22 protein-coding genes and 2 tRNA genes are annotated in these 24,118 nt (G+C 67.3%); 15 read left to right on the top strand and 9 right to left on the bottom strand.

Translation table 11 applies throughout. The annotated features are described in order from the left end of the window. The first annotated feature begins 255 nt into the window (after window positions 1-255). Window positions 256-2,286, top strand: coding sequence for an ATP-binding protein (locus ACIRRA_RS33435; RefSeq protein ID WP_402776561.1), 2,031 nt, complete (start codon window positions 256-258; stop codon window positions 2,284-2,286). 589 nt (window positions 2,287-2,875) lie between these two features. Next, entirely contained in the window at window positions 2,876-3,094 is a 219-nt protein-coding gene (locus tag ACIRRA_RS33430; RefSeq protein WP_402776559.1) for a cold-shock protein, read from the top strand. A gap of 113 nt (window positions 3,095-3,207) precedes the next feature. Here ACIRRA_RS33430 and ACIRRA_RS33425 read toward each other — a convergent pair whose 3' ends face one another. Then, window positions 3,208-4,011, bottom strand: a complete 804-nt coding sequence (locus ACIRRA_RS33425; protein WP_402776557.1) for a DNA polymerase beta superfamily protein — start codon at window positions 4,009-4,011, stop codon at window positions 3,208-3,210. Window positions 4,012-4,482: 471 nt separating this feature from the next. Next, window positions 4,483-4,812: a hypothetical protein gene (locus tag ACIRRA_RS33420; protein WP_402776555.1), complete on the bottom strand. Its 330-nt coding sequence runs from the start codon at window positions 4,810-4,812 to the stop codon at window positions 4,483-4,485. A 14-nt stretch (window positions 4,813-4,826) separates the two neighbouring features. Here ACIRRA_RS33420 and ACIRRA_RS33415 point away from each other — a divergent pair, with 14 nt between their 5' ends. After that, window positions 4,827-4,955 carry a hypothetical protein gene (locus ACIRRA_RS33415; protein WP_402776553.1) on the top strand — a complete coding sequence of 43 codons (129 nt, stop codon included), beginning with the start codon at window positions 4,827-4,829 and terminating at the stop codon, window positions 4,953-4,955. A 116-nt stretch (window positions 4,956-5,071) separates the two neighbouring features. After that, entirely contained in the window at window positions 5,072-6,670 is a 1,599-nt protein-coding gene (gene serA / locus ACIRRA_RS33410) for a phosphoglycerate dehydrogenase (protein ID WP_402776551.1), read from the top strand. Window positions 6,671-6,745: 75 nt separating this feature from the next. Here serA and ACIRRA_RS33405 read toward each other — a convergent pair whose 3' ends face one another. Continuing rightward, a complete protein-coding gene (locus ACIRRA_RS33405; protein WP_402776549.1) occupies window positions 6,746-6,988 on the bottom strand; it encodes a hypothetical protein in 243 nt (80 codons plus the stop codon). A gap of 35 nt (window positions 6,989-7,023) precedes the next feature. Here ACIRRA_RS33405 and ACIRRA_RS33400 point away from each other — a divergent pair, with 35 nt between their 5' ends. Then, window positions 7,024-7,335 (top strand): hypothetical protein, encoded by a 312-nt coding sequence (locus ACIRRA_RS33400; protein WP_402776547.1) that lies wholly within the window; start codon window positions 7,024-7,026, stop codon window positions 7,333-7,335. Window positions 7,336-7,509: 174 nt separating this feature from the next. Beyond that, window positions 7,510-8,517, top strand: a complete 1,008-nt coding sequence (locus ACIRRA_RS33395) for a 3-isopropylmalate dehydrogenase (protein ID WP_379463545.1) — start codon at window positions 7,510-7,512, stop codon at window positions 8,515-8,517. Window positions 8,518-8,806: 289 nt separating this feature from the next. Here the strand turns inward: ACIRRA_RS33395 and ACIRRA_RS33390 are convergent, their stop codons facing one another. After that, window positions 8,807-9,985: an MFS transporter gene (locus tag ACIRRA_RS33390; RefSeq protein WP_402776545.1), complete on the bottom strand. Its 1,179-nt coding sequence runs from the start codon at window positions 9,983-9,985 to the stop codon at window positions 8,807-8,809. A 324-nt stretch (window positions 9,986-10,309) separates the two neighbouring features. On the opposite strand from ACIRRA_RS33390, the gene ACIRRA_RS33385 reads away from it, so the two are divergent. The 4 genes from ACIRRA_RS33385 to ACIRRA_RS33370 all read left to right on the top strand — a co-directional run bounded on the left by ACIRRA_RS33385 (window position 10,310) and on the right by ACIRRA_RS33370 (window position 12,933). Then, window positions 10,310-11,083: a fumarylacetoacetate hydrolase family protein gene (locus tag ACIRRA_RS33385; protein ID WP_356997622.1), complete on the top strand. Its 774-nt coding sequence runs from the start codon at window positions 10,310-10,312 to the stop codon at window positions 11,081-11,083. Between the two features lie 13 nt (window positions 11,084-11,096). Continuing rightward, window positions 11,097-12,563, top strand: a complete 1,467-nt coding sequence (gene gltX, locus ACIRRA_RS33380) for a glutamate--tRNA ligase (RefSeq protein WP_402776543.1) — start codon at window positions 11,097-11,099, stop codon at window positions 12,561-12,563. A 156-nt stretch (window positions 12,564-12,719) separates the two neighbouring features. Further along, window positions 12,720-12,791: transfer RNA gene (locus ACIRRA_RS33375), tRNA-Gln, on the top strand. 69 nt (window positions 12,792-12,860) lie between these two features. After that, window positions 12,861-12,933, top strand: a tRNA-Glu gene (locus ACIRRA_RS33370). 74 nt (window positions 12,934-13,007) lie between these two features. Here ACIRRA_RS33370 and ACIRRA_RS33365 read toward each other — a convergent pair. Both ACIRRA_RS33365 and ACIRRA_RS33360 read right to left on the bottom strand, forming a co-directional pair. Beyond that, window positions 13,008-13,508 (bottom strand): pyridoxamine 5'-phosphate oxidase family protein, encoded by a 501-nt coding sequence (locus tag ACIRRA_RS33365; RefSeq protein WP_402776541.1) that lies wholly within the window; start codon window positions 13,506-13,508, stop codon window positions 13,008-13,010. 252 nt (window positions 13,509-13,760) lie between these two features. Further along, on the bottom strand, window positions 13,761-14,462 hold the full coding sequence (locus ACIRRA_RS33360; RefSeq protein WP_040811099.1) for an IclR family transcriptional regulator: 702 nt from the start codon (window positions 14,460-14,462) through the stop codon (window positions 13,761-13,763). A 115-nt stretch (window positions 14,463-14,577) separates the two neighbouring features. Between ACIRRA_RS33360 and leuC the strand changes: the two genes are divergently transcribed. From leuC to ACIRRA_RS33345, 3 genes are all read left to right on the top strand, one after another. Further along, window positions 14,578-16,002, top strand: coding sequence for a 3-isopropylmalate dehydratase large subunit (gene leuC, locus ACIRRA_RS33355; protein WP_402776538.1), 1,425 nt, complete (start codon window positions 14,578-14,580; stop codon window positions 16,000-16,002). Window positions 16,003-16,059: 57 nt separating this feature from the next. After that, entirely contained in the window at window positions 16,060-16,668 is a 609-nt protein-coding gene (leuD, locus tag ACIRRA_RS33350) for a 3-isopropylmalate dehydratase small subunit (protein WP_354837884.1), read from the top strand. A 156-nt stretch (window positions 16,669-16,824) separates the two neighbouring features. Next, on the top strand, window positions 16,825-17,460 hold the full coding sequence (locus ACIRRA_RS33345; protein WP_356997633.1) for an HU family DNA-binding protein: 636 nt from the start codon (window positions 16,825-16,827) through the stop codon (window positions 17,458-17,460). 262 nt (window positions 17,461-17,722) lie between these two features. Here ACIRRA_RS33345 and ACIRRA_RS33340 read toward each other — a convergent pair whose 3' ends face one another. From ACIRRA_RS33340 to cofC, 3 genes are all read right to left on the bottom strand, one after another. Continuing rightward, the gene (locus tag ACIRRA_RS33340) at window positions 17,723-18,682 is read right to left on the bottom strand and encodes an NUDIX domain-containing protein (protein ID WP_402776535.1); all 960 of its coding nucleotides are present in this window, start codon (window positions 18,680-18,682) and stop codon (window positions 17,723-17,725) included. Continuing rightward, on the bottom strand, window positions 18,679-20,883 hold the full coding sequence (locus ACIRRA_RS33335) for an RNA degradosome polyphosphate kinase (protein WP_402776533.1): 2,205 nt from the start codon (window positions 20,881-20,883) through the stop codon (window positions 18,679-18,681). Before ACIRRA_RS33335 ends, ACIRRA_RS33340 begins: the two co-directional genes overlap by 4 nt. A 62-nt stretch (window positions 20,884-20,945) precedes the next feature. After that, window positions 20,946-21,644, bottom strand: coding sequence for a 2-phospho-L-lactate guanylyltransferase (cofC, locus tag ACIRRA_RS33330; protein ID WP_402776531.1), 699 nt, complete (start codon window positions 21,642-21,644; stop codon window positions 20,946-20,948). Between the two features lie 269 nt (window positions 21,645-21,913). Here cofC and ACIRRA_RS33325 point away from each other — a divergent pair, with 269 nt between their 5' ends. Together ACIRRA_RS33325 and ACIRRA_RS33320 are read left to right on the top strand one after the other, a co-directional pair. Then, the gene (locus ACIRRA_RS33325; RefSeq protein WP_402776529.1) at window positions 21,914-22,909 is read left to right on the top strand and encodes an NAD(P)H-dependent glycerol-3-phosphate dehydrogenase; all 996 of its coding nucleotides are present in this window, start codon (window positions 21,914-21,916) and stop codon (window positions 22,907-22,909) included. Between the two features lie 64 nt (window positions 22,910-22,973). Beyond that, window positions 22,974-24,071 carry a D-alanine--D-alanine ligase family protein gene (locus tag ACIRRA_RS33320; RefSeq protein ID WP_402776527.1) on the top strand — a complete coding sequence of 366 codons (1,098 nt, stop codon included), beginning with the start codon at window positions 22,974-22,976 and terminating at the stop codon, window positions 24,069-24,071. Window positions 24,072-24,118 lie beyond the last annotated feature (47 nt).

The raw sequence follows: 24,118 nt of genomic DNA, 5'->3' as shown, positions 1-24,118 counted from the left end.
ATGAGGAGATCGTGAGGCGGTGTGAGAAGGCCCCGCGGTGGGATACCAAACGGCGCTTGCACACTCGCGGAGGTAACCGAGACCTTGCCGTTGCCGTGGGCGATCGGTTGGTGAATCCTGGAATCACACCGTGACTAAGCGGTCGGTAAATGTTCAGCCTGCTGTTAACCAATCGGCGTTGCATCGAATTCAGAGGTAGCTGAACGAAGGCTGCCGGTAGGGCAATGGGGGCCTGACATGTATCCGGAAGTGCGTGTGGGCGCGCATGATCGCGACGACCACAAGTACACGATGCGCATCAGCCGACTGGCGATCGACAAACTCGGCATCCGGCTCTACGACAGGGTTTCGGCGGTTCTGGCCGAACTCATCGCCAATTCCTACGACGCCGACGCCACCGAGGTGGAGGTCGTGCTGCCGTGGGGCGCGATGCTGGCCGGAACCATCAGGGCCGTAGACGAACCGGCGTACGAGATCGTCGTCTCCGACAACGGGCACGGGATGACCGCGGAGGAGATCAACGAGCACTATCTGATGGTCGGATCCGACCGGCGCGTGCGCACCGGGTCCGATCTGTCCCGGGAACGGCGGCGACCGGTGATGGGGCGCAAGGGAATTGGGAAGTTGGCCGCCTTCGGCATCTGCCGCACCATCGAGGTGATCACGGCCGGCAGCCAGGATGAGGACCGAACCCCCTTGGGCTGGATCGTCTCCCACATCGTAATGGACCTCGACGACATGCTCTCGGACACCGAGAGCGATTACTTCCCCCGCCCGGGCCGCCTGGACGGCACCTTCACCTCCCAACGGGGCACCACCATCATTCTGCGGAATTTTTTTCGCAAGCGGGTGAATTCGGGGACCGAGCTGAACCGGCAGCTGGCGGCGCGTTTCGGCATCGAACGCGCGGACTGGCGGGTGGAGGTGCGCAATGCCATCGGCCCGGAGAGCTTCATTCTCAGCCAGCTGCCCATCGACGTCATGGAGGAGACCCGGATCGACGCGGGCCGGGTGCCGGTGCGGTTCGGGCGGCAATTCCTGCCGGTGACGGGCTGGATCGCCTACTCGAAACAGCCGTACCGCGACGAGGCGATGGCCGGGGTCCGCATTTACGCGCGCGGCAAGATCGTCGCGCAGACGCGGGATTTCGGTATTTCCTCCGGATTCACCGGGGAATTCAAACTGCGCTCCTATCTGGTCGGCGCGATCCACGTCGACTGGCTCGACGATGACGACGATCTCGTCCGCTCCGACCGCCAGGACATCATGTGGAGCTCCCCGCGCGGCGAGGCGCTCGCGCAGTGGGGGCGGGCGCTGATCAAGGAGATCGGCAGGCTCGGTGAGAAATCCATCCGCCGCCGGGTCTGGGAGGAGTTCGTCGAGCGCTCCCGTATCCACGAAACCCTCGACGCCATCGCGCCCGGCGACCGGGTGTTCCGCGACTCCGTCCTGGATGCGGCGCGAATCCTGGTGGCGCACAAGGATCGTGCCTCGATGGACGATCCCGCGCACATCGAGAACATGCTGCGGCTGGCGCTGTCGCTGGGCCCGCAGCGCAGCCTGCTCGACACCCTCAAGGAGATCGCCGAGGACGCCGATCCCGCACTGGACGTGGTGGTCGCGCTGTTCGAGCGGGCCCGGGTGGCCGAGATCTACTCGCTGGGTCAGATCGCCAGTGAGCGTGTCGCCGTGGTGAACCGGCTGCGCTCGCTCATCGACGACCGCCGCTCGCTGGAACGCCCCTTCCAGGAGCTCATCGAATCCGCCCCGTGGCTGCTCGCCCCCGAGTGGACCCCGCTGGGCATGAACGAATCCCTCAAACGTGTGCGAGCCAGCTTCGAACGCTGGTACGCACAGAAATTCGGCACCCCGCTGGTGACCACGTCCATCGGCAGCGAGAAGCGTGAACCCGACTTCGTCCTGCTGCACGACTCCGGTGAACTCTGGATCGTCGAGATCAAGCGCATGGACTACCACCTCACCGACGAGGAGTACAACCGCGCCGTCAACTACCTCTACGAGCTCGACCACTTCCTCGACGAAAACCCGCGCATCGGCGCCCAATTCCCGCGCCGCCGCCTGACTTTCATCGTCGACCACATCGACAGGCTCGGCCCCGCGTCCCTCTCCTCCCTGGTCAGCGACCAGCGAGTGGACCGCCGCACCTGGCGCGAACTCCTCGACGCCACCCTCCGAGCCCACCGCGACTTCCTCGAACACGTCTACGCCATGCGAGATCCCGAAGCCGACGAGGACACCCCACCCCGAAACATGCGCGCCGGCTGAGGAAACCAAAGATCAGGAAGCTCGCACCGAGGAGATTCGCCCGAATTACCTTCACCAGCTCCCTGGCCTCCAGCGACCCCGGGTGAGCCACCCGCGCCGCATTGTCAGCGCCGGGCCGGAGGGGCACGGCCCGCGTGACGCGGCAGTGCGCGATGCGGGGCGCGGTGCCCGGGCCGAAGAAGGGCCGGCCCGGGCACCTGCGGCGGCAGGATCGCGAAAGACGATGCGCGTGAACGCGACTCGCGGTGGCCGCAATCCGGCCACCTTGCGGCGAACCAAGCTCGAGGAACTCTCGGTGCGGAGATTTGGGATCGCCTCGCTCAGAGCTCCCTGATCTGGCCGATGCGGGTCGCCGGGCGCGGGAGCGGCGATGTATGGAATTCGAGGTGAATCGGCGGTCGGGGTAGGCGGGTGAGTGATACGTCGGGGCAGGGAGATTCGATAGGGAGGTAGGCCGTGTGGGTTGGTCGTGGCTGCGGGAGCGGCCCTGGCGGGCGTGGCGGCCGACCGTGTGGGCCGGGGGCGTGACACCATGGACCGCGGCACGCGCGGGGACGTGGGAGTCCGGTCGGTTCGAGAAAGTTTGGTAATGGCCAACGGCACGGTGAAGTGGTTCGACAGCGAAAAGGGATTCGGGTTCCTGAGCCCGGACAGTGGCGGGCCGGACGTGTTCGTGGAGTACACCGCGGTGGAGGGCGAGGGCTTCCGGTCGCTCGTGGAGGGGCAGCGGGTCGAGTTCGAGGTGCGGCGCACCAAGCCGGGGCCCGAGGCGCTGGCCGTGCGGGTCATCGCGGGAGCCGACTACTGAGACGCGGCCTCTGGCCCGAACACGCATCGCGGCCTCCGGCCGAACACGAATCGCGGCGGTCGTCCCGAGGTGATCGGGGCGGCCGCCGCTGCGTGATGCTCGGAGGGTTTCTTTCAGCCGCGCAGCCGACGCTGGAAGAATTCCGCCGATAGAGCCTGCGCATGTTGCCGGTGGGCCGGGTCGTCCCCGACGAATTCCGCGGCTGCTCGCTCGAACTCGGTGGAGATGAACAACGCGATCGGTTCGGGAACGCGTCCGGCGCCCATTTCTCGGGTGCGGGATTTCAATTCTGTCAGTTCTTTCACGGCTGTAGTGAAATCATAGGGGAGGTCGCATTCGTCGATCAGTGTCGGCAAATGCATCGGCGCCACCGCCATATCCGGGTGTTCGTGGAGCCAGCGCAATGCCATGGCCGGCCGCAGTGAATAGAACACCTTTTTCAACGAACGATTGGTGTCGAAAAGACGCCACTGCCGGCGGCCCAGATGCAGGTAGTGCCGGGCCACCCGGTTGCGGTCGGCGACTTCGTCGGCCAGGGCTCGCAATTCGGCCCGGAATTGCGCGTCACCGCGATAGACGATCGGCGACATCAGCCATTCGATGAGGACCGCATTCCCGTTCACCAGCAGCCGCAGCGCCTTCACGAGGTCCCAGCCGTTGACATCGAGTAAGCCCACCAATGGGGTCTCGATGACATCGCGACCGGGCCAGGGGGTGAGGTAGCCGTCCAGTGGCCGGAGGTAGACGAAGCGGCAGTCGTAGTCCGAGTCGGGGGAGGGGAAGCCCCAGGCTCGGCTGCCGCTCTCGATGGCGAGCAGCACGTCGACGCGGTGTTCACGCACGATCCGGTCCAGTTCGCCGTCGATCGTGGCGACCACCGCCGGGTTCATGGAGGCGGGGATCGAGCGCAGGGTCATGGCGGTCGACGGTAGCGCCCGGGATCCCGCTGGTCCACGCGTTTTCCTCGCGCCAAGGCCCCCAGAAATAGGGGCGTGATAGCCGCGTTATATGGCGGGAATTCGACACTCATATGAATGAGGACACAGAATCCGGATTGCGTGACGCCGGTCACATAACGTAAATCCCTCGTAACGGGCCGTGAAACCGACCCGATAGGCTTCATGTCAGAAAGTTCGTACGGAATTCAGAAGAGGTATTTTCATGATCCCCGTTATCATCGACACCGGTTCCGCCGCCCTCAACGGCCTGCTCGACACCGGTTCGGCCGCGCTGCACGGCATCCTTTCCACCCTGTGGACCGGCTCTTTCGGCCGCTAGGAACTGCTGACGTCGATTACTCGACTTTCGAAAGCCCGGCTCGGACTCCGTAGCTCCGACGCCGGGCTTTCGGCTATCCGCATTCGGCGTCTCAACGCCTGATTTCTTCCTCACGAGCGCGCAATTCGCTCAAAGTCGGCCGAAAGTCGAGGTCGCACTTTCGCTGAGACACCTTCCCGGCAATGCCTCATGTTCGCCTGCGCCGTGGCCGACATCATGGTCGCCGCCGCGGACCGGGCCGCCGACACACCGGCTGGTGAGGCGGCGAGATCGTTGCCGAGGGCCGCGGCCTGGACGTCACGCATCGGAAAGATCCACGCGAGAACGGAACTGGGGCTGTCGCCGTGAATATCGAAGCGCTGCAGTCGAGCTGGCAGCAGGTCGACGTGGTCGGGCCGCAGGCCGTCGAGTGCTTCTACAACCACCTGTTCGAGGCGCACCCCGAGGTGCGGGCATGTTCGTGGTCGCCGACCACCATCCGGTGGCGGGCGCCTCGCTGCTCGCCACCCGTGAGCACTTCCTGGGCGACGGCTGGACGCCGGAACCGACGCGGTTCCTGGATCCCCGACACCGGCTTTGGTAAACCCGCAGTTCACAGGTTTGATGGCAGTTGCCTACCAGGCGGTAAAACGCCTCGGATCCCAGCCGATTAAGCTGACGCCCGTAAATCCCGGAACCCTTCCTCAGGAGTACCCCACCGTGAGCCAAGCAGGCCGTCCTGTTGTTCTGATCGCCGACAAGCTCGCCCAGTCGACCGTCGACGCGCTCGGCGACGGTGTCGAGGTGCGCTGGGTCGATGGCCCCAACCGCCCCGAGCTGCTCGCGGCCGTGCCGGAAGCCGATGCGCTGCTGGTCCGTTCGGCCACCACCGTCGATGCCGAGGTGCTCGAGGCCGGCAAGAACCTCAAGATCGTCGCCCGGGCCGGCGTCGGCCTCGACAATGTCGACGTGCCCGCGGCCACCGAGCGCGGCGTCATGGTCGTCAACGCGCCGACCTCCAACATCCACACCGCCGCCGAGCACGCCGTCACCCTGCTGCTCTCGGCCGCCCGCCAGATCCCGGCCGCCGACGCCACCCTGCGCGAGCACACCTGGCAGCGCAGCAAGTTCAATGGTGTCGAGATCTTCGGCAAGACCGTCGGCGTCATCGGCCTGGGCCGCATCGGCCAGCTGTTCGCGCAGCGTCTCGCCGCCTTCGAGACCAAGGTCGTCGCGTACGACCCCTACACCTCCCCGGCCCGCGCCGCCCAGCTGGGCATCGAGCTGCTGACCCTGGACGAGGTGCTCGAGCGCGCCGATTTCATCTCCATTCACCTGCCCAAGACTCCTGAGACCAAGGGCATGCTGAACAAGGAGACGCTCGCCAAGACCAAGAAGGGCGTCATCATCGTCAACGCCGCCCGCGGCGGTCTGATCGACGAGCAGGCCCTGGCCGACGCCATCAACTCCGGCCACGTGCGTGCCGCCGGTATCGACGTCTTCGAGACCGAGCCGTCCACCGACAGCCCGCTGTTCAACCTGCCGCAGGTCGTGGTGACCCCGCACCTGGGCGCCTCCACCGCCGAGGCCCAGGACCGCGCCGGCACCGATGTCGCCAAGTCCGTGCAGCTCGCCCTCGCCGGCGAGTTCGTGCCCGGCGCGGTGAACGTCACCGGTGGCGCGGTCAACGAGATCGTCGCCCCGTGGCTGGACATCGTCCGCAAGCAGGGCGCGCTGCTGGGCGCCCTCGCCGACGAGCTGCCGGTCTCGATCGAGGTCCAGGTGCGCGGCGAGCTGTCCTCGGAAGACGTTGCGGTGTTCGAGCTCTCGGCTCTGCGCGGCGTGTTCTCGGCCCTCATCGAGGACTCGGTGACCTTCGTCAACGCCCCGTCGCTGGCCAAGGAGCGCGGCCTCGAGGCCTCCGTCACCACCCACAGCGAGAGCCCGACCCACCGCAGCCTGGTCGACCTGCGCGCCGTGTTCGGCGACGGCCGCACCCTGAACGTGGCCGGCACCCTGACCGAGCCCGCCCAGGTCGAGAAGATCGTCAACATCAACGGCCGCAACTACGACATGCGCGCCGAGGGCCTGAACCTGGCCGTCCTCGCCTACGAGGACAAGCCCGGTCAGCTCGGCCGCCTGGCCACCAAGCTCGGCGACGCGGGCATCGACATCCTCGCCGCCCAGCTCACTCAGGACCTGGACCAGGAGGGCGCCACCGTCGTCCTCCGCGTCAACAAGGAGGTCCCGGCCGACGTCCAGACCGCCATCGCCGAGGCCGTCGGCGCGGCCAAGGTCGCCCTGGTCAGCCTGGACTGAGATCGGCCGCGCGCAGTGCGATGAGGGCCCCTTCCACGGACAGTGGAAGGGGCCCGATGCGTTCGAGGGGAAGTATCAGTGACCCGGTCGCCGATCCCGGGCTTCGATCGCGTCGCGCGCCTCGGCCAGGCCGGCCGTCGGGTCCTGGTCCCGGTACAGCTTGATGGCCTGGATCTTCTTGCCTCGCTGCAGGAGAGCGTCGATCGCGGTGTAGTCGATGACGCTGCCCGGATCTGCGATACCCAGATGCTCGATGATGAGATCGATCTTGCGTTCCAGGCGATGAAGTTTGCGCTCGAGTCGGAGATTGTCGAACATCCGCCGAACACTACCGACGCCGTCATGATTGACAAATGCGAGGAAAGACGCCGCCGACCGAGCCGCTGTCCGCGCGGGAGCGGCGCAATCTGCTGATCGGCAGCGCTGTCGTCGTCGCGCTCATCGTGGCGGGGGTGGCGGCGTGGGCTGTGTTCGATCATCGGCCGGATTACTCGCGCTCCGAGAATGGTTGTGTCGCAGTGCTTTCCGCCGGGACGATGGGTGGCCAGCAGCAGCGGGCGTGTGGCGCGCAGGCGCAGGAATGGTGCCGGACGGTGGCGGGGCAGCAGGACGCTCTCTCCCTGCGCGTGCGACAGGAGTGCCGCCGCGCGGGAATTCGGCTCTAGCCCACGTGCCGTAGCCAGCCGGCGCGACCCGGTGCGAGCGGCCGGTGATCCCACTGGTTGGGAGCGATTCGCCCTGGTGAAAGGGGTTGCGGGCGTACCCGCTATGGTGGCCGGTGACTCTCCTGCCAGCGCGGAGAGGATCACCCGCGCGTTATCGAACGGAGCATGGATTTCATGAAACTGGCTGTCATTCCGGGCGACGGTATCGGTCCCGAGGTCATCGCCGAAGCCCTCAAGGTGCTCGACGTAGTGGTGCCCGGTGTCGAGAAGACCGAATACGACCTGGGAGCCAAGCGGTTCCATGCCACCGGCGAGATCCTCCCGGACAATGTCATTCCGGAGCTCAAGCAGCACGACGCCATCCTGCTGGGCGCCATCGGCGACCCGTCGGTGCAGAGCGGTCTGCTCGAGCGCGGCCTGCTGCTGCGCACCCGCTTCGAGCTGGACCACCACGTGAACCTGCGCCCGTCCAAGCTGTACCCGGGCGTCACCAGCCCGCTCGCGGCCAACCCGGACATCGACTTCGTGGTCGTGCGCGAGGGCACCGAGGGCCCCTACACCGGCACCGGCGGCGCGATCCGCGTCAACACCCCGCACGAGGTGGCCACCGAGGTCTCCACCAACACCCGCTTCGGCGTCGAGCGCGTGGTCCGCTACGCCTTCGAGACCGCCCGCAAGCGCCGCAAGCATCTGACCCTGGTGCACAAGAACAATGTGCTGGCCTTCGCCGGCTCGCTGTGGTCGCGCACGGTCGCCGAGGTCGGCGCGGAGTATCCGGACATCGAAACCGCCTACCAGCACATCGATGCCGCCACCATCCACATGGTCACCGACCCGGGCCGCTTCGACGTGATCGTCACCGACAACCTGTTCGGCGACATCATCACCGACCTGGCCGCGGCCGTCTCCGGTGGCATCGGCCTGGCCGCCTCCGGCAATATCGACGCCTCGGGCACCAACCCGTCGATGTTCGAGCCGGTGCACGGTTCGGCCCCGGACATCGCGGGCCAGTCCAAGGCCGACCCGACCGCCGCGATCCTCTCGGTGTCCCTGCTGCTGAACCACCTCGGCAAGGCCGAAGAGGCCGCCCGCATCGAGGCCGCCGTCGCCAAGGATCTGGCGTCGCGCTCGGGCGCCGCCTCGACCGTCGAGGTCGGCGACCGGATCGCCGCCTCGCTCTAGCGTTCCACGGTCAAGCCCCCGTTCCCGCGACCGCGGGAACGGGGGCTTTTCCTTGGTTCATGGCCGGATATCGAGCCCGACAAGGTGATTCGCCGGTCCGTACCACCCGGCGAATCGTCGAAACCCGACTACTTCACACGCTTCGTCCGTTCCCTCCCCGTCGCCGAAATGTAATCCTGAGAGGGGTTTCGTTGAAACCTCCTGGGCCAGTGAGGCATATCGCACATTTGAATTCGGATGCGAAAATTTAACGGGCACAGCCCTTCCGGATTTGCCGGTGATCAGCCGGTCACCGGGAACCCCTGGGCACCAACGGGACTGCCGCCAGCGCCACCACCGCCGCCAGCAGGTAGGTGATCGGAAAACCGGCCGCGGTGATCAATGCGCCGAAGGCCGGGGCGATCACGGCCGCCGCCAGGTTCTGGCCCGTGTTCTGGATACCCAGCCCGCGACCCGACCAATAGGGACCGGCAATCTCTGCCACCGCCGTGAAGGCCAGGCCGTTGTCGGCCACCGTGATGACCGAGGCCGCGACCAGAATCGGAACGGCCGCCCACCACTGGTGCGTCCAGGCCGCTACGGCCAAGGCGGACATGGAGATTACTGCCGCGACCGCCACCGTGCGCAGCGGTCGCAACCGGCTGCCCACCCGATCCGACCAGATCCCCGCGCCGATTCGCCCTCCCGCGCCCAGGATTTGGGTGGCCGTGACCAACGCGGCCGCCGTCGGCAGCGACATACCGACATCCCGGTGCAGCCACAGCAGGCCGAAGGTCCAGATGGTGGCCTGCGGGATCACCAGCAGAATCGACACTCCGTGGATCCGCCACAGCGTGGAGTCTCCGCGGTAGGGGTTGGCGAGACGCCCTGCGCCCCCGGCGGATTCGGGCCGCGGCGGATCCACGATCCCGAACAGGCAGCCGATGGCGGCCGCGCCCGCCATGGCCGCGGGGACCAGGACGGCCATCGAGAACCCGTGTGCCGCAGCGACGGCCGGGATGGTCATGGCGCCGACGGCCACGCCCAGCGGCTGGGCGGCCTGCCGGATGCCCATGGCCATCCCGCGCTGATCCGGCGGGAACCAGCCCACGATGACCCGCCCGCTGGCGGCATTGGTGCTGCCCGCGCCGGCCCCGGCCAGGAACAGCAATGCACCCAGCGCAACATAGTTCGAGACGGTCGCCGCCGCCGCGCCCGCCGCGAACATCAGCGCGGGACCGGCCACCAGGGCCTTGTGCTCGCCCACGTGATCGACGATCCAGCCCCACGCGATCAGCGTGCTGACCAGGCCGACGGTGGGCATGGCGACCAGCAGACCGGCGGTGGCCAGCGGCATTCCGCGCTGGGTCAGTGCGGGCAGCAGGAAGGCGGTGCCGTGCACCAGCGCGGCGCTGGAGCTCTGGGCGAAGACGCCGAGCGCCAGCATGGTCCACCGTCGTGTCGTGCCAATCTGTGTCACGGTGGCCATGACCCTCACCTCTGTCTCACTATATGGAATAGATGTCCTACTGTGTGAACATCCGGTCTGACGGTACACCTGATGCGCAAGGCGATTTCCGGGACGAGCTGTCAGTTTGCTCACACCGCGCGCTGATCTTGTGAGTCCATCTTCGACAGCCGAGTTCGCTTGTGTATAAGGGCTTTCCACATTCGGATCCTGGCGATGCGAGCCGGGATGCCACCCCTCCCTGCGGCCTCGCCCGCGCCCGGTCCGCCGTCGTCCCGGGCCTCCGTCCCGCCCCGTGGCCGGGCGCGTTCGGGCAGGTCGAGGCCGGTCGATAGGATGCCAACCATGCGCCTAGGTCGAGTTGCCAGCCCAGATGGAGTCGCTTTCGTCAGCATCGAAGGAGACGGTTCCGACGCCGTCGTCCGGGAGATCGCCGAACACCCGTTCGGCAACCCGACCTTTACCGGTCGCAGCTGGCCGCTGGCCGATGTGCGCCTGCTGGCCCCGATCCTCGCCAGCAAGGTGATCTGCATCGGCAAGAACTACGCCGCGCACGCCGAGGAAATGGGCGGCCCGGCCCCGGCCGACCCGGTCATCTTCATGAAGCCGAGCACCTCGATCCAGAGCCCCAACGCCCCGATCATCCTGCCGCCCAGCTCTTCTCAGGTCGACTACGAGGGCGAACTGGCGATCGTCATCGGCCGCCCCTGCAAGGACGTGTCCGCCGCCCGCGCCAACGAGGTGATCCTGGGCTACACCGTCGCCAATGACGTCACCGCCCGCGACCAGCAGCGCCACGACGGCCAGTGGACCCGCGCCAAGGGTTACGACACCTTCTGCCCGCTCGGCCCGTGGATCGAGACCGCGCTGGACCCTTCGGATCTGGAGATCGTCACCGAGGTCGACGGCCAGGTGAAGCAGCGCAGCCGCACTTCACTTCTGCTGCACGATATTCCGAAGCTGATCGAGTGGGTCACCGCCGTAATGACCTTGCTCCCCGGCGATGTCATCCTCACCGGCACCCCGGAGGGCGTCGGCCCGCTGCAGGCCGGCCAGACCGTGTCGGTGACCGTCTCCGGCATCGGCACCCTCTCCAATCCCGTTGCCGCCAAACGCTGAACGAAAGAGAGCCATGACTGACGTCCGGGTTCGTTTCTGCCCGTCACCCACCGGCACACCGCATGTGGGTCTGGTCCGTACTGCCCTGTTCAACTGGGCCTACGCGCGCCACCACGGCGGCACCTTCGTCTTTCGCATCGAAGACACCGACGCCGCACGCGATTCCGAGGAGTCCTACAACGCCATCCTCGACGCCCTGCGCTGGCTCGGCCTGACCTGGGACGAGGGCCCCGAGGTCGGCGGCCCCTACGGCCCGTACCGGCAGTCGCAGCGGCGTGACATTCATCTCGATGTGGTGCAGCGACTGCTGGCTGCGGGGGAGGCCTACGAATCCTTCTCCACCCCTGAGGAAGTCGAGGCCCGGCACCGGGCCGCCGGTCGCGATCCCAAGCTCGGCTACGACAACTTCGACCGCGACCTGACCGCCGAGCAGATCGCCGCCTACAAGGCCGAGGGCCGCCCCGCGGTGGTCCGCCTGCGCATGCCCGACCAGGACCTCACCTGGAACGACCTGGTGCGCGGCGAAACCACCTTCCGCGCGGGCGTGGTTCCCGATTTCGCGCTCACCCGCGGTAATGGCGATCCGCTCTATACGCTGGTCAACCCGGTCGACGACGCCATGATGAAGATCACCCACGTGCTGCGCGGTGAGGATCTGCTGTCCTCCACCCCGCGGCAGCTCGCGCTCTACGAGTCGCTGAAACGAATCGGCGTCGCGGAGTTCACCCCGGAGTTCGGTCACCTGCCCTTCGTGATGGGCCAGGGCAACAAGAAGTTGTCCAAGCGCGATCCGGAGTCGAATCTCTTCCATCACCGCGACCGCGGGTTCATTCCCGAGGGTTTGCTGAATTATCTGGCGCTGCTCGGCTGGAGCATCGCCGATGATCATGACCTGTTCTCGATGACCGAGATGGTGGAAGCGTTCGATATCTCGAAGGTGAATTCGAATCCGGCTCGATTCGACCAGAAGAAGGCCGATGCACTGAACGCCGAACATATTCGGATGCTGACTCCCGGTGATTTTGCTCACCGGCTGCGCGAGTTCCTTACCGGACACGGCCATATCGGCGCCGAGATCGACGAGAAGCTGTTCGAAACCGCAGCCGATCTGGTGCAGACCCGGATCAAGGTGCTCGGCGATGGCTGGGATCTGCTGAAGTTCCTCTTCATCAAGCCCGAGGAGTTCGCCATCGACCCCGCCGCGGAGAAAAAGAATCTGGGCCCCGATGCCGCTCCGGTGCTGCAGACGGCGGTGAAAGCCCTCGAAGGCGTTTCGGAATGGACCGTCGCGTCCCTCGAAGAGACGCTCAAAGCCGCGCTCATCGACGAACTGGGTCTCAAGCCGAACAAGGCCTTCGCGCCCGTGCGCGTGGCGGTGACCGGATCCCATATCAGCCCGCCGCTGTTCGAGTCGCTGGAACTGCTGGGCCGCGAGCTCACCATGGACCGCATGCGGTCCGCGCTCGCCGGGACCGCCTGAGATCGGTTCCGAAGGCCCGCAGGTAATCCGAAATGATGCACAAACCGGCCCCTGACCAGCCGGTTTGTGTATCCACCGGGGGATGCTGCTAATCTTCTTCTCGGCCGGAACGCGGTCGGGAGCTTCCCCCGGGAGGAACCCGAAAGCCCAGGTCAATGGGGTATGGTGTAATTGGCAACACAGCTGATTCTGGTTCAGCCATTCTAGGTTCGAGTCCTGGTACCCCAGCTGCGAGAGCTTCGGCTCTCGAATTCGAGAAGCTTCGGCGGACCGCAAAGTCTGCCGAAATCTCATCCTGGTCCCGTCGTCTAGCGGCCTAGGACGCCGCCCTCTCAAGGCGGTAGCGCGGGTTCAAATCCCGTCGGGACTACAAAGCGAAGGCCCCCAGCCAACCGGCTGGGGGCCTTCGCTTTTCTGTCCGACTACGGTGCCGACCAGCGGTGCCTACGGTTGCTGACCAGCGGTGCTGCCGCCCAGCGGCATGGCGGGCAGGCCGAGTTTGCGGTGATCCCAGCTGCGGGTGCGTTCGGGCACCACGCGCACGGCCACCCGCTTGTTCAGCATGGCCTCCACGAACGGCTTGGCCTCGTCGCTGTACGGCCCGGTGTAGCGCTCCCAGACGCTGATTCCCACCTTGAACAGCGCCTCGGGGTCGTCGACGATCTCCGCGCGGCCCTCGATGGAAATGCCGCGCAGCTGGTCGTAGGTGTCGCCGGCCTCGAGCATCACGGTGACGCGCGGATCGCGGCGCAGATTCACCGTCTTCTGGGCCTTGGCCTTGGTCTCGAACCAGATCTCACCGTCGATCACCGCGTACCACATGGCGACCAGATGCGGTGCGCCCGTGGCACCCAGCGTGGCCATGGTGGCGATGCGGCTGCGCTCGATGAATTCTGTGATCTCCTGTTCGGACATCACGATCTGCGCGCGTTGATTAACTCCCATGGGCCGACTGTAATTTACGGCGTATGAGCGCAGTCACAGTGGCCATTTCCTGCCACCTGGCTCACGGCCGAAGCCGGCGGTCCGCCCTGGAAACGGCGCATCCGGGCCCGCGAACCAGCGCAGCCCCCGCCGGAATCCGGCGAGGGCTGCGGTCGGGAAGTCGAACAACTGCGGTCGGGTGGCTGAGCGACCCGTGGGGCTGTCGTGACGGCAGTGGCCACCCCGGGGGTTGGCCCGGGCCCGCAAAGTCCGTCAGAGGCGCTTGTGGAGGGCGTCGGCGGCGGCCACCAGATCAGCCGCCCAGCGAGCGCCCGGCCGGCGGCCCATGCGGTCGATGGGCCCGGATACCGAGACGGCCGCGACCACCCCGCCCGCGGCGTCGCGCACGGGCGCGGACACGCTGGCCACGCCGGCCGCGCGCTCGGCCGCGCTCTGCGCCCAGCCGCGGCGCCGCACCTCGGCCAAGGCCCGCTCACCGAAGACGGCCTCGGGCAGGACCGTGCGCTGCAACTCGGGATCGGCCCAGGCAAGTAGCACTTTGGCGGCCGAGCCCGCGGTGAGCGGCAGGCGTGCCCCGATCGGCACGGTGTCGCGCAGGCCCGCGGCCGGTTCCATGGCGGCCACGCAGACGCGGGCATTGCCGTCGCGCCGGTAGAGCTGCACGCTCTCGCCGGTGATCTCGCGCAGGCGCGGCAGGATGGTGGCGGCGGCGTCGAGGAGCGGGTCGCTGGCGGTTGTCGCCAGCTCCGACAGGGCCGGGCCGGGCCGCCACAGACCCTGGCTGTCGCGGGCCAGCATGCGGTGGGTTTCCAGGCCCACGGCCAGGCGATGCGCGGTGGCGCGGGGCAGTCCGGTGCGGGCGCAGAGCTCGTTGAGGCCGCAGGGTTGCTCGGCTACGGCGTGCAGGACGGCCATCGCTTTGTCCAGAACCCCGATACCGCTATGCTGTCTCATAGAACGATATTAGCGTCTCGCATGTTGGGAAATGCAAACCAGCCGCTCCCAGCTCGGACGCCAGTCACCGCGCACACCACCGGGCGTGGGTATGTCAATCGAGAGGTGAGCAGTTATGGCCGACCGGCCACGCACTCTGGCGGAGAAGGTCTGGGACCAGCACGTCGTCGTCCGCGGCGCGGGCGAGGGCGCGAATCGTGAACCCGACCTCATCTACATCGACCTGCACCTGGTGCACGAGGTCACCAGCCCGCAGGCGTTCGACGGACTGCGTGCGGCGGGTCGCCCGGTGCGCCGCCCGGATCTCACCATCGCCACCGAGGACCACAACGTCCCGACCGTCGACATCGACAAGCCGATCGCGGATCCGGTGTCGCGCCTGCAGGTCGAGACGCTGCGCAAGAACTGCGAGGAATTCGGTGTGCGCCTGCACTCGATGGGCGATCTCGATCAGGGCATCGTCCACGTGGTGGGCCCGCAGCTGGGCCTGACCCAGCCGGGAACCACGGTGGTGTGCGGTGATTCGCACACCTCCACCCACGGTGCGTTCGGCGCGCTGGCCATGGGCATCGGCACCTCGGAAGTGGAGCACGTGCTGGCGACGCAGACTTTGTCGCTGCGCCCGTTCAAGACCATGGCCATCAATATCGACGGGCAGCTGCCCGCGGGCGTCACCTCCAAGGACGTGATCCTGGCGGTCATCGCGCAGATCGGCACCGGCGGCGGCCAGGGCTATGTGCTGGAGTACCGCGGCGAGGCGGTGCGCGGCATGTCCATGGAGGCCCGGATGACCATGTGCAACATGTCGATCGAGGCCGGTGCCCGCGCGGGCATGGTCGCGCCCGACGAGGTCACCTACGAGTTCCTGAAGGGCCGCCCGCACGCGCCCGAGGGTGCGGACTGGGACGCCGCCGTGGCCGCCTGGGACGCCCTGAAGACCGATGAGGGCGCGGTTTTCGACGCGGAGGTCCACATCGACGCGTCCGCGCTGACCCCCTTCGTCACCTGGGGCACCAACCCGGGACAGGGTGCGCCGCTGGGCGACTCGGTGCCGGATCCGGAGCAGATTTTCGACGAGAACGAGCGCGCGGCCGCCGAGAAGGCGCTGCAGTACATGGACCTGCGGCCGGGCACCCCGCTGCGGGATGTCGCCGTGGACACGGTTTTCGTGGGTTCGTGCACCAATGGCCGGATCGAGGATTTGCGTGCGGTCGCAGACATTCTGACGGGCCGAAAGGTCGCGGACGGTGTACGCATGCTGATCGTGCCGGGCTCGATGCGGGTGCGGCTGCAGGCGGAAAAAGAGGGTCTGGGCGAGATTTTCACCGCCGCGGGCGCGGAATGGCGCCAGCCCGGATGCTCGATGTGCCTGGGTATGAACCCGGATCAGCTTTCCCCCGGTCAGCGCTGCGCCGCCACCTCGAACCGGAACTTCGAAGGGCGACAGGGCAAGGGCGGTCGCACGCACCTGGTCTCGCCGCTGGTCGCCGCGGCCACCGCGGTGCGCGGAACCCTGTCCTCACCTGCGGATCTGAACTGATCACATTCCGGTAGCGGCCCAGATACCGCTGCCCCCACAGACTCAGGAGAATCACCGATGGAAGCCTTCAAGGTCCACAAGGGGATCGGCGTTCCGTTGCGCCGATCCAATGTCGACACCGACCAGATCATCCCGGCGGTGTATCTGAAGCGCGTTACCCGAACGGGTTTCGAAGACGGCCTGTTCGCGGCATGGCGGACAGATCCGAACTTCATTCTGAACACCGAGCCCTTCAACCGGGGTAGTGTGCTGGTCGCCGGCCCGGATTTTGGTACCGGATCCTCACGTGAGCACGCCGTTTGGGCCTTGAAGGACTACGGGTTCCGGGTGGTGATCTCGTCTCGCTTCGCCGACATCTTCCGCGGGAACGCGGGCAAGGATGGGCTTCTGACGGCCCGGATGGCGCAGAGCGATGTGGAATTGCTCTGGAAGTTGCTCGAGGAACAGCCGGGTTTGGAATTGGCGGTGGACCTCGAGGCGCGAACCGTGTCGGCCGGAACGGTCGTGTTGCCGTTCGATATTGACGACTACACCCGGTGGCGCCTGCTGGAAGGGCTGGACGACATCGGGCTCACTCTCCGGCACAGTGATGAGATCGACCGGTTCGAAAACGCAAGGCCGACTTGGAAACCCGCCACCATTCCGGCCCGTATTTCGCAGACGTAATCATTGATGGGCGTTAGCTGAACCCCCTCAAACCAGGTAGCTGAGCGTGTGCCATGCGTCATGTATTTCCGCGTGGCACATAGACTCTTGCCCGGAAAGGGTTTACCGTGGTACCTAGTCGGTCCGACGACGGGCCATTAGTCTGCGGAGGATTCAATGAACAAGGCGGAACTGATCGATGTTCTGACCGAGAAGTTGGGTACTGACAGGCGCACCGCTACTGCTGCAGTCGAGCAGATGGTCGACACGATCGTGCGTGCTGTGAACAAAGGTCAGAGCGTCACCATCACCGGATTCGGTGTCTTCGAACAGCGTAAGCGGGCCGCCCGGGTTGCTCGTAACCCGCGCACCGGCGAAACCGTCAAGGTGAAGCCGACTTCGGTGCCGGCGTTCCGTCCCGGCGCTCAGTTCAAGGCGATCATTGCCGGCAAGCAGAAGATCGCTTCGAGCGGCCCGGCCGTGAAGCGCGGTGTGGCCGCCCCGGTTTCGGGCAAGGCGACCGCCAAGAAGACCACTGCCAAGAAGGCGGCCAAGAAGGCCGCCACCAAGGCTCCGGCCAAGACCACGGCCAAGAAGGCCGCCTCGAAGGCGCCCGCCAAGAAGGCCACGGCCAAGAAGACGGTGGCGAAGAAGACGGTCGCGAAGAAGACCCCGGCCAAGGCCACGGCTGCCAAGAAGACCACGGTCGCAAAGAAGGCCACCAAGGCCACCGCTTCGAAGGCCACTGCCAAGAAGACGGCCAAGAAGGCTCCCGCCAAGAAGACCGCGGCCAAGCGCACCGCTCGCCGGTAGCAAGGCCACAACCCGTCGCTGACGGGGGTTTTCGAGCAGGACAAACGTGAAACGGCCCGGCATCGCCGGGCCGTTTCGCATGTGTGCGGGTGGGTTGGGGGCTCGATGGGGGCCGGAAATCGGCAGGGCACCCGCTGGAAATCGGCAGGGCGCCGGGTGGATTCGGCCGGACAGGGGCCGGTACGGCTTCGTTCCAAGGGTTCTCGGCGGGCCGGACCGCCGGCCGGCGGGGAAAAACGCCCGCCGACGGGCCGGAAAGCCGTCAGCCCCGGGGGAGATCGGTCGGGGTGAGAGCGCGGTCGAGATGGTCGGCCGCGATCAGGCGGCCGTCGTGGAAGGACAGCACCCAGACGCTGCCCTTGCGGTTACGGGCCGGTGGCAGGCTGATGCCGTCGGCGGCGGCCCACCACTCCAGCAGATCCGGAATCACCTTGCCCTGACTCGAGATCACCCGCACGGTGTCGGCGGAGACCAGGTCGCGGGCGCGTTTGAGGGCGGCATCGGGTGCTGCCGCATAACCGGATTCGGAGAACAGCGGTTCGAGTTCCACGTCCACACCCAGCTTTTCCGCCAGCGGGGTCACGGTTTGGACACAGCGGGCCGGTGGGGCGGAGACGATTTCGGCAGCGCCGAAGGCGAGCAGGTTCGGCACCAGGGCACGAGCCTGTGCGCGACCGGCTTTTTCGAGCGGCCGCAGCTCGTCGTCACCGGCGAAACGGTCGCTGCGACCGGCCTTGGCATGCCGCACCAGCAGCAGGGTGGCGGTTTCGGCGGGCTGGCGCAGAAAGTTCCGGACGATGCTGCGGTCCATGGGATAGGACAGGGCGTCCATCACGGTGTCGAGGCGGCGCCAGTCCAGGACGTCGACCTCGAGATTGGATTCGAACTCCCCGTCGAGTACCCGGGCGGCCCAGTAGTCCACCCGCTTGAGCTTGCGATGCCCGGTCACCGGATACGTCACGTGGCCCAGATAGCGGCCCAGGCGCGAATTCAGGCCCGTTTCCTCGGCCACCTCGCGCACGGCCGTGATCACCGGCGTCTCACCGGGATCCATTTTCCCCTTGGGTAGTGACCAGTCGTCGTATTTGGGCCGGTGCACCAGGGCGATCTCGAGCGCGCCATCCGCCGCTGGACGCCACAGCACCGCGCCCGCCGCCAGAATATTGGCGGCGACGCGGGGATCGGCGAAATCGGCGGCAGGATCGAAGTGGGCCGGGCTCACTGGCGATCCGGACGTCGCAGCCGCATCAGGTAGTCCTGGTGATCGCGGATCTGATCGCCGGGGACGTCGGGGCCGGGCTGGGCGGCCCAGCTGCCGTCGGCCTGCAGCACCCAGCAGCGGGTGGCCGGGTGCAGCGCGGAGTCGAATACCCGGCCCAGCTGCTCGGTCAGCTTCGGATCCTTCACCTGCGCCAGCACTTCCACGCGCCGGTCCAGATTGCGGTGCATCATGTCGGCGCTGCCGATCCAGTACTCGTTCTGCGCCTGGAAGTGCAGGACACGCGAATGTTCCAGGAAGCGGCCGAGAATCGAGCGCACCCGGATGTTCTCGCTCATGCCCTCCACCCCGGGACGCAGTCCGCAGATGCCGCGCACCACGATGTCGACCGACACACCGGCCTGGGAGGCGCGGTAGAGGGCATCGATGATCTGCTCGTCGACGATGGCGTTGGCCTTCAGCCGGATTCGTGCCGGTTCGCCCTGGGCGGCCAGTTCGACCTCGCGCTCGATGCGCTCGACGATGCCGGCGCGCACGCCGGTCGGGGCGACCAGCAGGTTGCGGTAGTTGGCCTTTCGCGAGTACCCGGTCAGCGAGTTGAACAGGTCGGTGAGGTCCGCGCCGATCTCCGGTGCGGCCGTGAGCAATCCGACATCCTCGTACAGGCGCGCGGTCTTCGGGTTGTAATTGCCGGTGCCGATGTGGCAGTAGCGACGGATGGTGGCACCCTCGCGCCGAACCACCAGGCAGGTCTTGCAGTGGGTCTTGAGCCCGACCAGGCCGTAGACCACGTGCACGCCGGCCTGCTCCAGCGCCCGCGCCCATTTGATATTGGCCTGCTCGTCGAACCGGGCCTTGATCTCGACCAGCGCGACCACCTGCTTGCCGGCCTCGGCGGCGCCGATGAGCGCGTTGACGATGGGGGAGTCACCCGAGGTGCGGTACAGGGTCTGCTTGATGGCCAGTACCTGCGGGTCGGCGGCGGCCTGCTCGATGAACCGCTGCACGCTGGTGGAGAAGGAGTCGTAGGGGTGGTGCACCAGCACGTCGCTCTCGCGCAGTGCGGCGAAAACGTTTCGGGGCGTTTCACGTTCGCCGAACGCCTGCGGGGTGGCCGGGACGTAGGGGGCGTCCTTGAGGATGGGGCGGTCCACACCGTAGACCTGCCACAGGCAGGACAGGTCGAGCAGGCCGGGCACCTGGATGACGTCGGCCGGGTCCACGTCGAGTTCGCGCAGCAGCAGATCGAGCATGTGCTCGGTCATGTCGTCGGAGACTTCCAGCCGCACTGGGGATCCGAAGCGGCGGCGGGCGAGTTCGCGCTCCAGGGCCTGCAGCAGGTCCTCGTCGCGGTCCTCCTCGACCTCCAGGTCGGCATTGCGGGTGATTCGGAACGAATGCTGTTCCACCACTTCCATTCCCGGGAACAGCTGATCCAGATGCGCGGCGATCAGCTCCTCCATGGGGAGGAAGGCGGCCGTGGAGGAGCCTTGTGCCGCAGCGGAATCACGGCCCGGGGCGAAGTTGCCGGCCGCGACCCGGCGGACCCGGACGAAGCGATCCACATTGTCGGGCACCTTGACTCGGGCGAAGTGCTCGCCGCCGGTGACCGAATCCTTCACCGTCACGGCGAGATTCAGGCTCAGGCCACTGATATAGGGGAACGGGTGGGCCGGGTCGACCGCCAGCGGGGTCAGCACCGGGAAGACCTGATCCTGGAAATATCCGGAGAGGCGCTGCCTTTCGGTGTCCTCCAGGTCCGCCCAGCGGATGATGGCGATGCCCTCGGCGGTCATCGCGGGCAGCACCTGGTCCAGGAAGACGCGAGCATGGCGCTCGGCGATCTCCTGGGTGCGGACGGCGATCATCTCGAGCTGCTCGGTGGGGGACAGGCCGTCGGCCGACCGCACCGACAGTCCGGTTTCCGCGCGGCGCTTCAGACCGGCCACCCGGACCATGTAGAACTCGTCCAGATTCGACGCGAAAATGGCGAGGAATTTGGCGCGCTCGAGCAGCGGCTGGGAATGGTCCTCGGCGAGGGCGAGGACGCGGGCGTTGAAATCGAGCCAGCTGAGTTCCCGATTGACATACCGGTCCGCCGGGAGCGGCGCTATGACAGTGGGCGGTGGGGTTGCCGCGGGCGGCGCCGCCGGTAGTAGCGGCGATTGCTTGACGGTATCCGTATCGCTCACTCTCACGATCATTCCTTATGTCGCGGGTGGGGTGCCGAACTGACACCGTCCATTGCAGCGCAGATCACGCCGCGTCAGCACAGTGAGGACCCGGCTCGGTACATATCTTCGATTCCTCGACACGCCTGCGACACGCCGATTTCATGCAGCAGCGCGCCGGTGGCTCTGCCAACCCCGAGCGCGGCAGCGCGCTCGAGATCCGCGGCGGTGTCGACGTCCTGCCGCAGCCCGGGCCACTCGCCCAGCAACTCCACCGCGCCGCCGGCGACATGACGGCGGGCGGAGTCCGGACCGAAAAGCGGGTTCAGCGCGGCGGATCCGCCGCGCACCAGCAGGGCGACGGTGCCGCTGCCCTCGTGATCGGCGACCACCGAGCGCTGATGCCCGGCGCTCGCCAGCATGTCGCAGAGTTCGGCCGGGCGCAGCGCGGGCAGATCCGCTTGCAGGGCAAGCAGATCGACCGGGCCGTGGGCCTTCCGCACCGCGGCTGCGCCCGCGGTCAGGGCGGCGTTCAGTCCGCTGGTGTGCGGCGGGATCGCGGCGGGTTCGGGATGGACCGTCGCGCCCAGTTCGCGAACCAGATCGGCGACCGCCGGATCGGGGGTCACCACCGTCACCGAGGCCACCCCGCGGGCGGCGGCCGCGGCGGTCACCGTGTCCGACAGCATGGCCAGCACCAGGCGCGGCCGCTGATGCGCGGGCAGCCCATCGGACAGCCGGCTCTTGGCGAGTCCGAGATTCTTGACCGCGATGACCGCGTGCACTGTGTCCAATTGCGCTCCGCTTCGCTCTGGGCTGTTCGCGGCCCTGTTACCTCGGTTCTTCCCTCCTCCGCTCCTCCGCTTCGCTCCCCCGCTCCAAGCGCGGGGCGGCGGAGCGCAGTCCAGAACCGAGGCGGGCCGCGAACTTGTGGGTCGAACCACGTCTGGGTGCCAACATGTCCGAATCTTCCCACTCGTAAGTGACGGCCGTGTGAGCGGCGTCGAATTCCAGGAGATGCCACAACGGCATGGCTCCGATCACACACGCATATATTGAGCAGATGGCAAGGGCAGCGGTGTTGGGCGCGGGGTCGTGGGGGACCGCGTTCGCGAAGGTGTTGGTGGACGCGGGAACCGAGACCACCATGTGGGCTCGACGGCCGGAGGTGGCCAAAGTGCTTGCCACCGAGCATCGCAATCCCTGGTATCTGCCGGATGTCCCGCTGCCGCCGATGGCCGCAACCGATGACCCCGCCGTTGCACTGGACGGGGCCGACATCGTGGTGCTGGCGGTGCCGTCACAGTCGCTGCGCACCAATCTCGCGGCCTGGAAGGATTTGATTCCGGCCGACGCCACCCTGCTGAGTCTGGCCAAGGGCATCGAGACCGGGACCCTGCTGCGCATGAGCCAGGTCGTCGCGGAGGTCAGTGGCGCGGATCCGAGCCGGATCGCAGTGCTGTCGGGCCCGAACCTGTCGCACGAGATCGCGGCCGGCCAGCCCGCCGCGACCGTGGTGGCCTGCTCGGACGTGGCGCGGGCCGAGGCGGTCCAGCACGCCTGTGCCACCGGCTATTTCCGGCCGTACACCAACTCCGATGTGATCGGCTGCGAGATCGGCGGTGCCTGCAAGAACGTCATCGCGCTGGCCTGCGGCATCGCCTCGGGAATGGGGTTGGGTGACAACTCGATCGCCACCCTCATCACCCGCGGGCTGGCCGAGATCATCCGGCTCGGGGTGGCCGTGGGCGCGGAGCCGGTCACCTTCGCGGGGCTGGCGGGTGTCGGCGATCTGGTGGCCACCTGCACCTCGCCGCTGTCACGCAATCGCTCCTTCGGGCACGCGCTGGGTGCGGGCGGCACCATGGAGACCGCGCTGCAGGCCACTCATGGCCAGGTCGTGGAGGGTGTGAAGTCCTGCACATCGGTGCGGGCGCTGGCCGCGGCGCACGGGGTGGAAATGCCGCTCACCAATGCCGTGCACCAGGTGTGCCACGAGGGGCTGTCGGCGGCCGAGGCGGTCGGGCAGTTGCAGGGCCGCCGCCTGAAATCGGAATGACCTGCCTCTGGTAGGGGCAACCGTGTAACACTGCCGCCATATTCGACCGGGTACGGTTCGGGGCATGACCAACAGGACCAGGGTGGCGGTGGTGTTCGGCGGCCGCAGCAACGAGCACGGGGTGTCGTGTGTCTCGGCACGCACCGTGCTGGCGAGCCTCGATCCCGAACGGTACGAGGCGGTTCCGATCGGCATCACGCGCGATGGCACCTGGGTGCTCGGCGACGCGGATCCGCGGGCGCTGTCCGCGCAGGATCGGGCGCTACCCACGGTCGACGAGCAGGGCACCGCGCTGGCGCTGACCGCCGATCCCTCGCGCGGCGGCGCCCTGGTGCCGCTGGACGGCGCCGACACCGTGCTGGGCGCCGTGGACGTGGTGTTCCCGGTGCTGCACGGCGCCTTCGGTGAGGACGGCACCCTGCAGGGTCTGCTGGAGCTGGCCGAACTGCCCTATGTCGGTCCGGGCGTGCTGGCCAGCGCGGCCGGGATGGACAAGGAGTTCACCAAGAAACTCCTTGCGGCCGAAGGTCTTCCGATCGGTGTGCAGGTGGTGCTGCGGCCCGGGGTAGCGACGGTCGCCGACGCCGACCGGGCCCGCCTGGCGCTGCCGGTCTTCGTGAAGCCCGCCCGCGGCGGGTCGTCCATCGGCATCACCAAGGTGGACAGCTGGGACGAGCTCGACGCCGCCATCGAGACCGCGCGCCGCCACGACCCGAAGGTGATCGTGGAGGCCGGCATCGTCGGACGCGAAGTCGAGTGCGGCGTCCTGGAATTCCCGGACGGCCGGGTGGAAGCCAGCGTGGTGGCCGAGATCCGGATGCCGGAGGACGACGCCGAGGCGCCCGAGTTCTACGACTTCGACACCAAGTACCTCGACGACGTCTGCGAGTTCGACGTCCCCGCCAAGCTGGACGACGATGCGTCCCAGCAGATCCGCGAGCTGGCGGTGCAGGCCTTCCGGGCGCTGGACTGCCAGGGCCTGGCCCGCGTCGACTTCTTCGTGACCGCCGAGGGGCCGGTCATCAACGAGATCAACACCATGCCCGGGTTCACCGCCATCTCCATGTACCCGCGCATGTGGGAGGCCACCGGCATCGACAACCGGACGCTGGTGAGCACCCTCATCGAGACGGCTCGCGCGCGCGGCACCGGCCTGCGCTGACCGCACCTCCGGCGGCCGGTTCATCAATTCGGATGAGGGACCGGGCC

This window comes from Nocardia sp. NPDC101769 (assembly GCF_044766925.1).
In the GTDB taxonomy this organism is placed as follows: domain Bacteria; phylum Actinomycetota; class Actinomycetes; order Mycobacteriales; family Mycobacteriaceae; genus Nocardia.
This window is presented reverse-complemented; position numbering and strand designations above follow the sequence as displayed.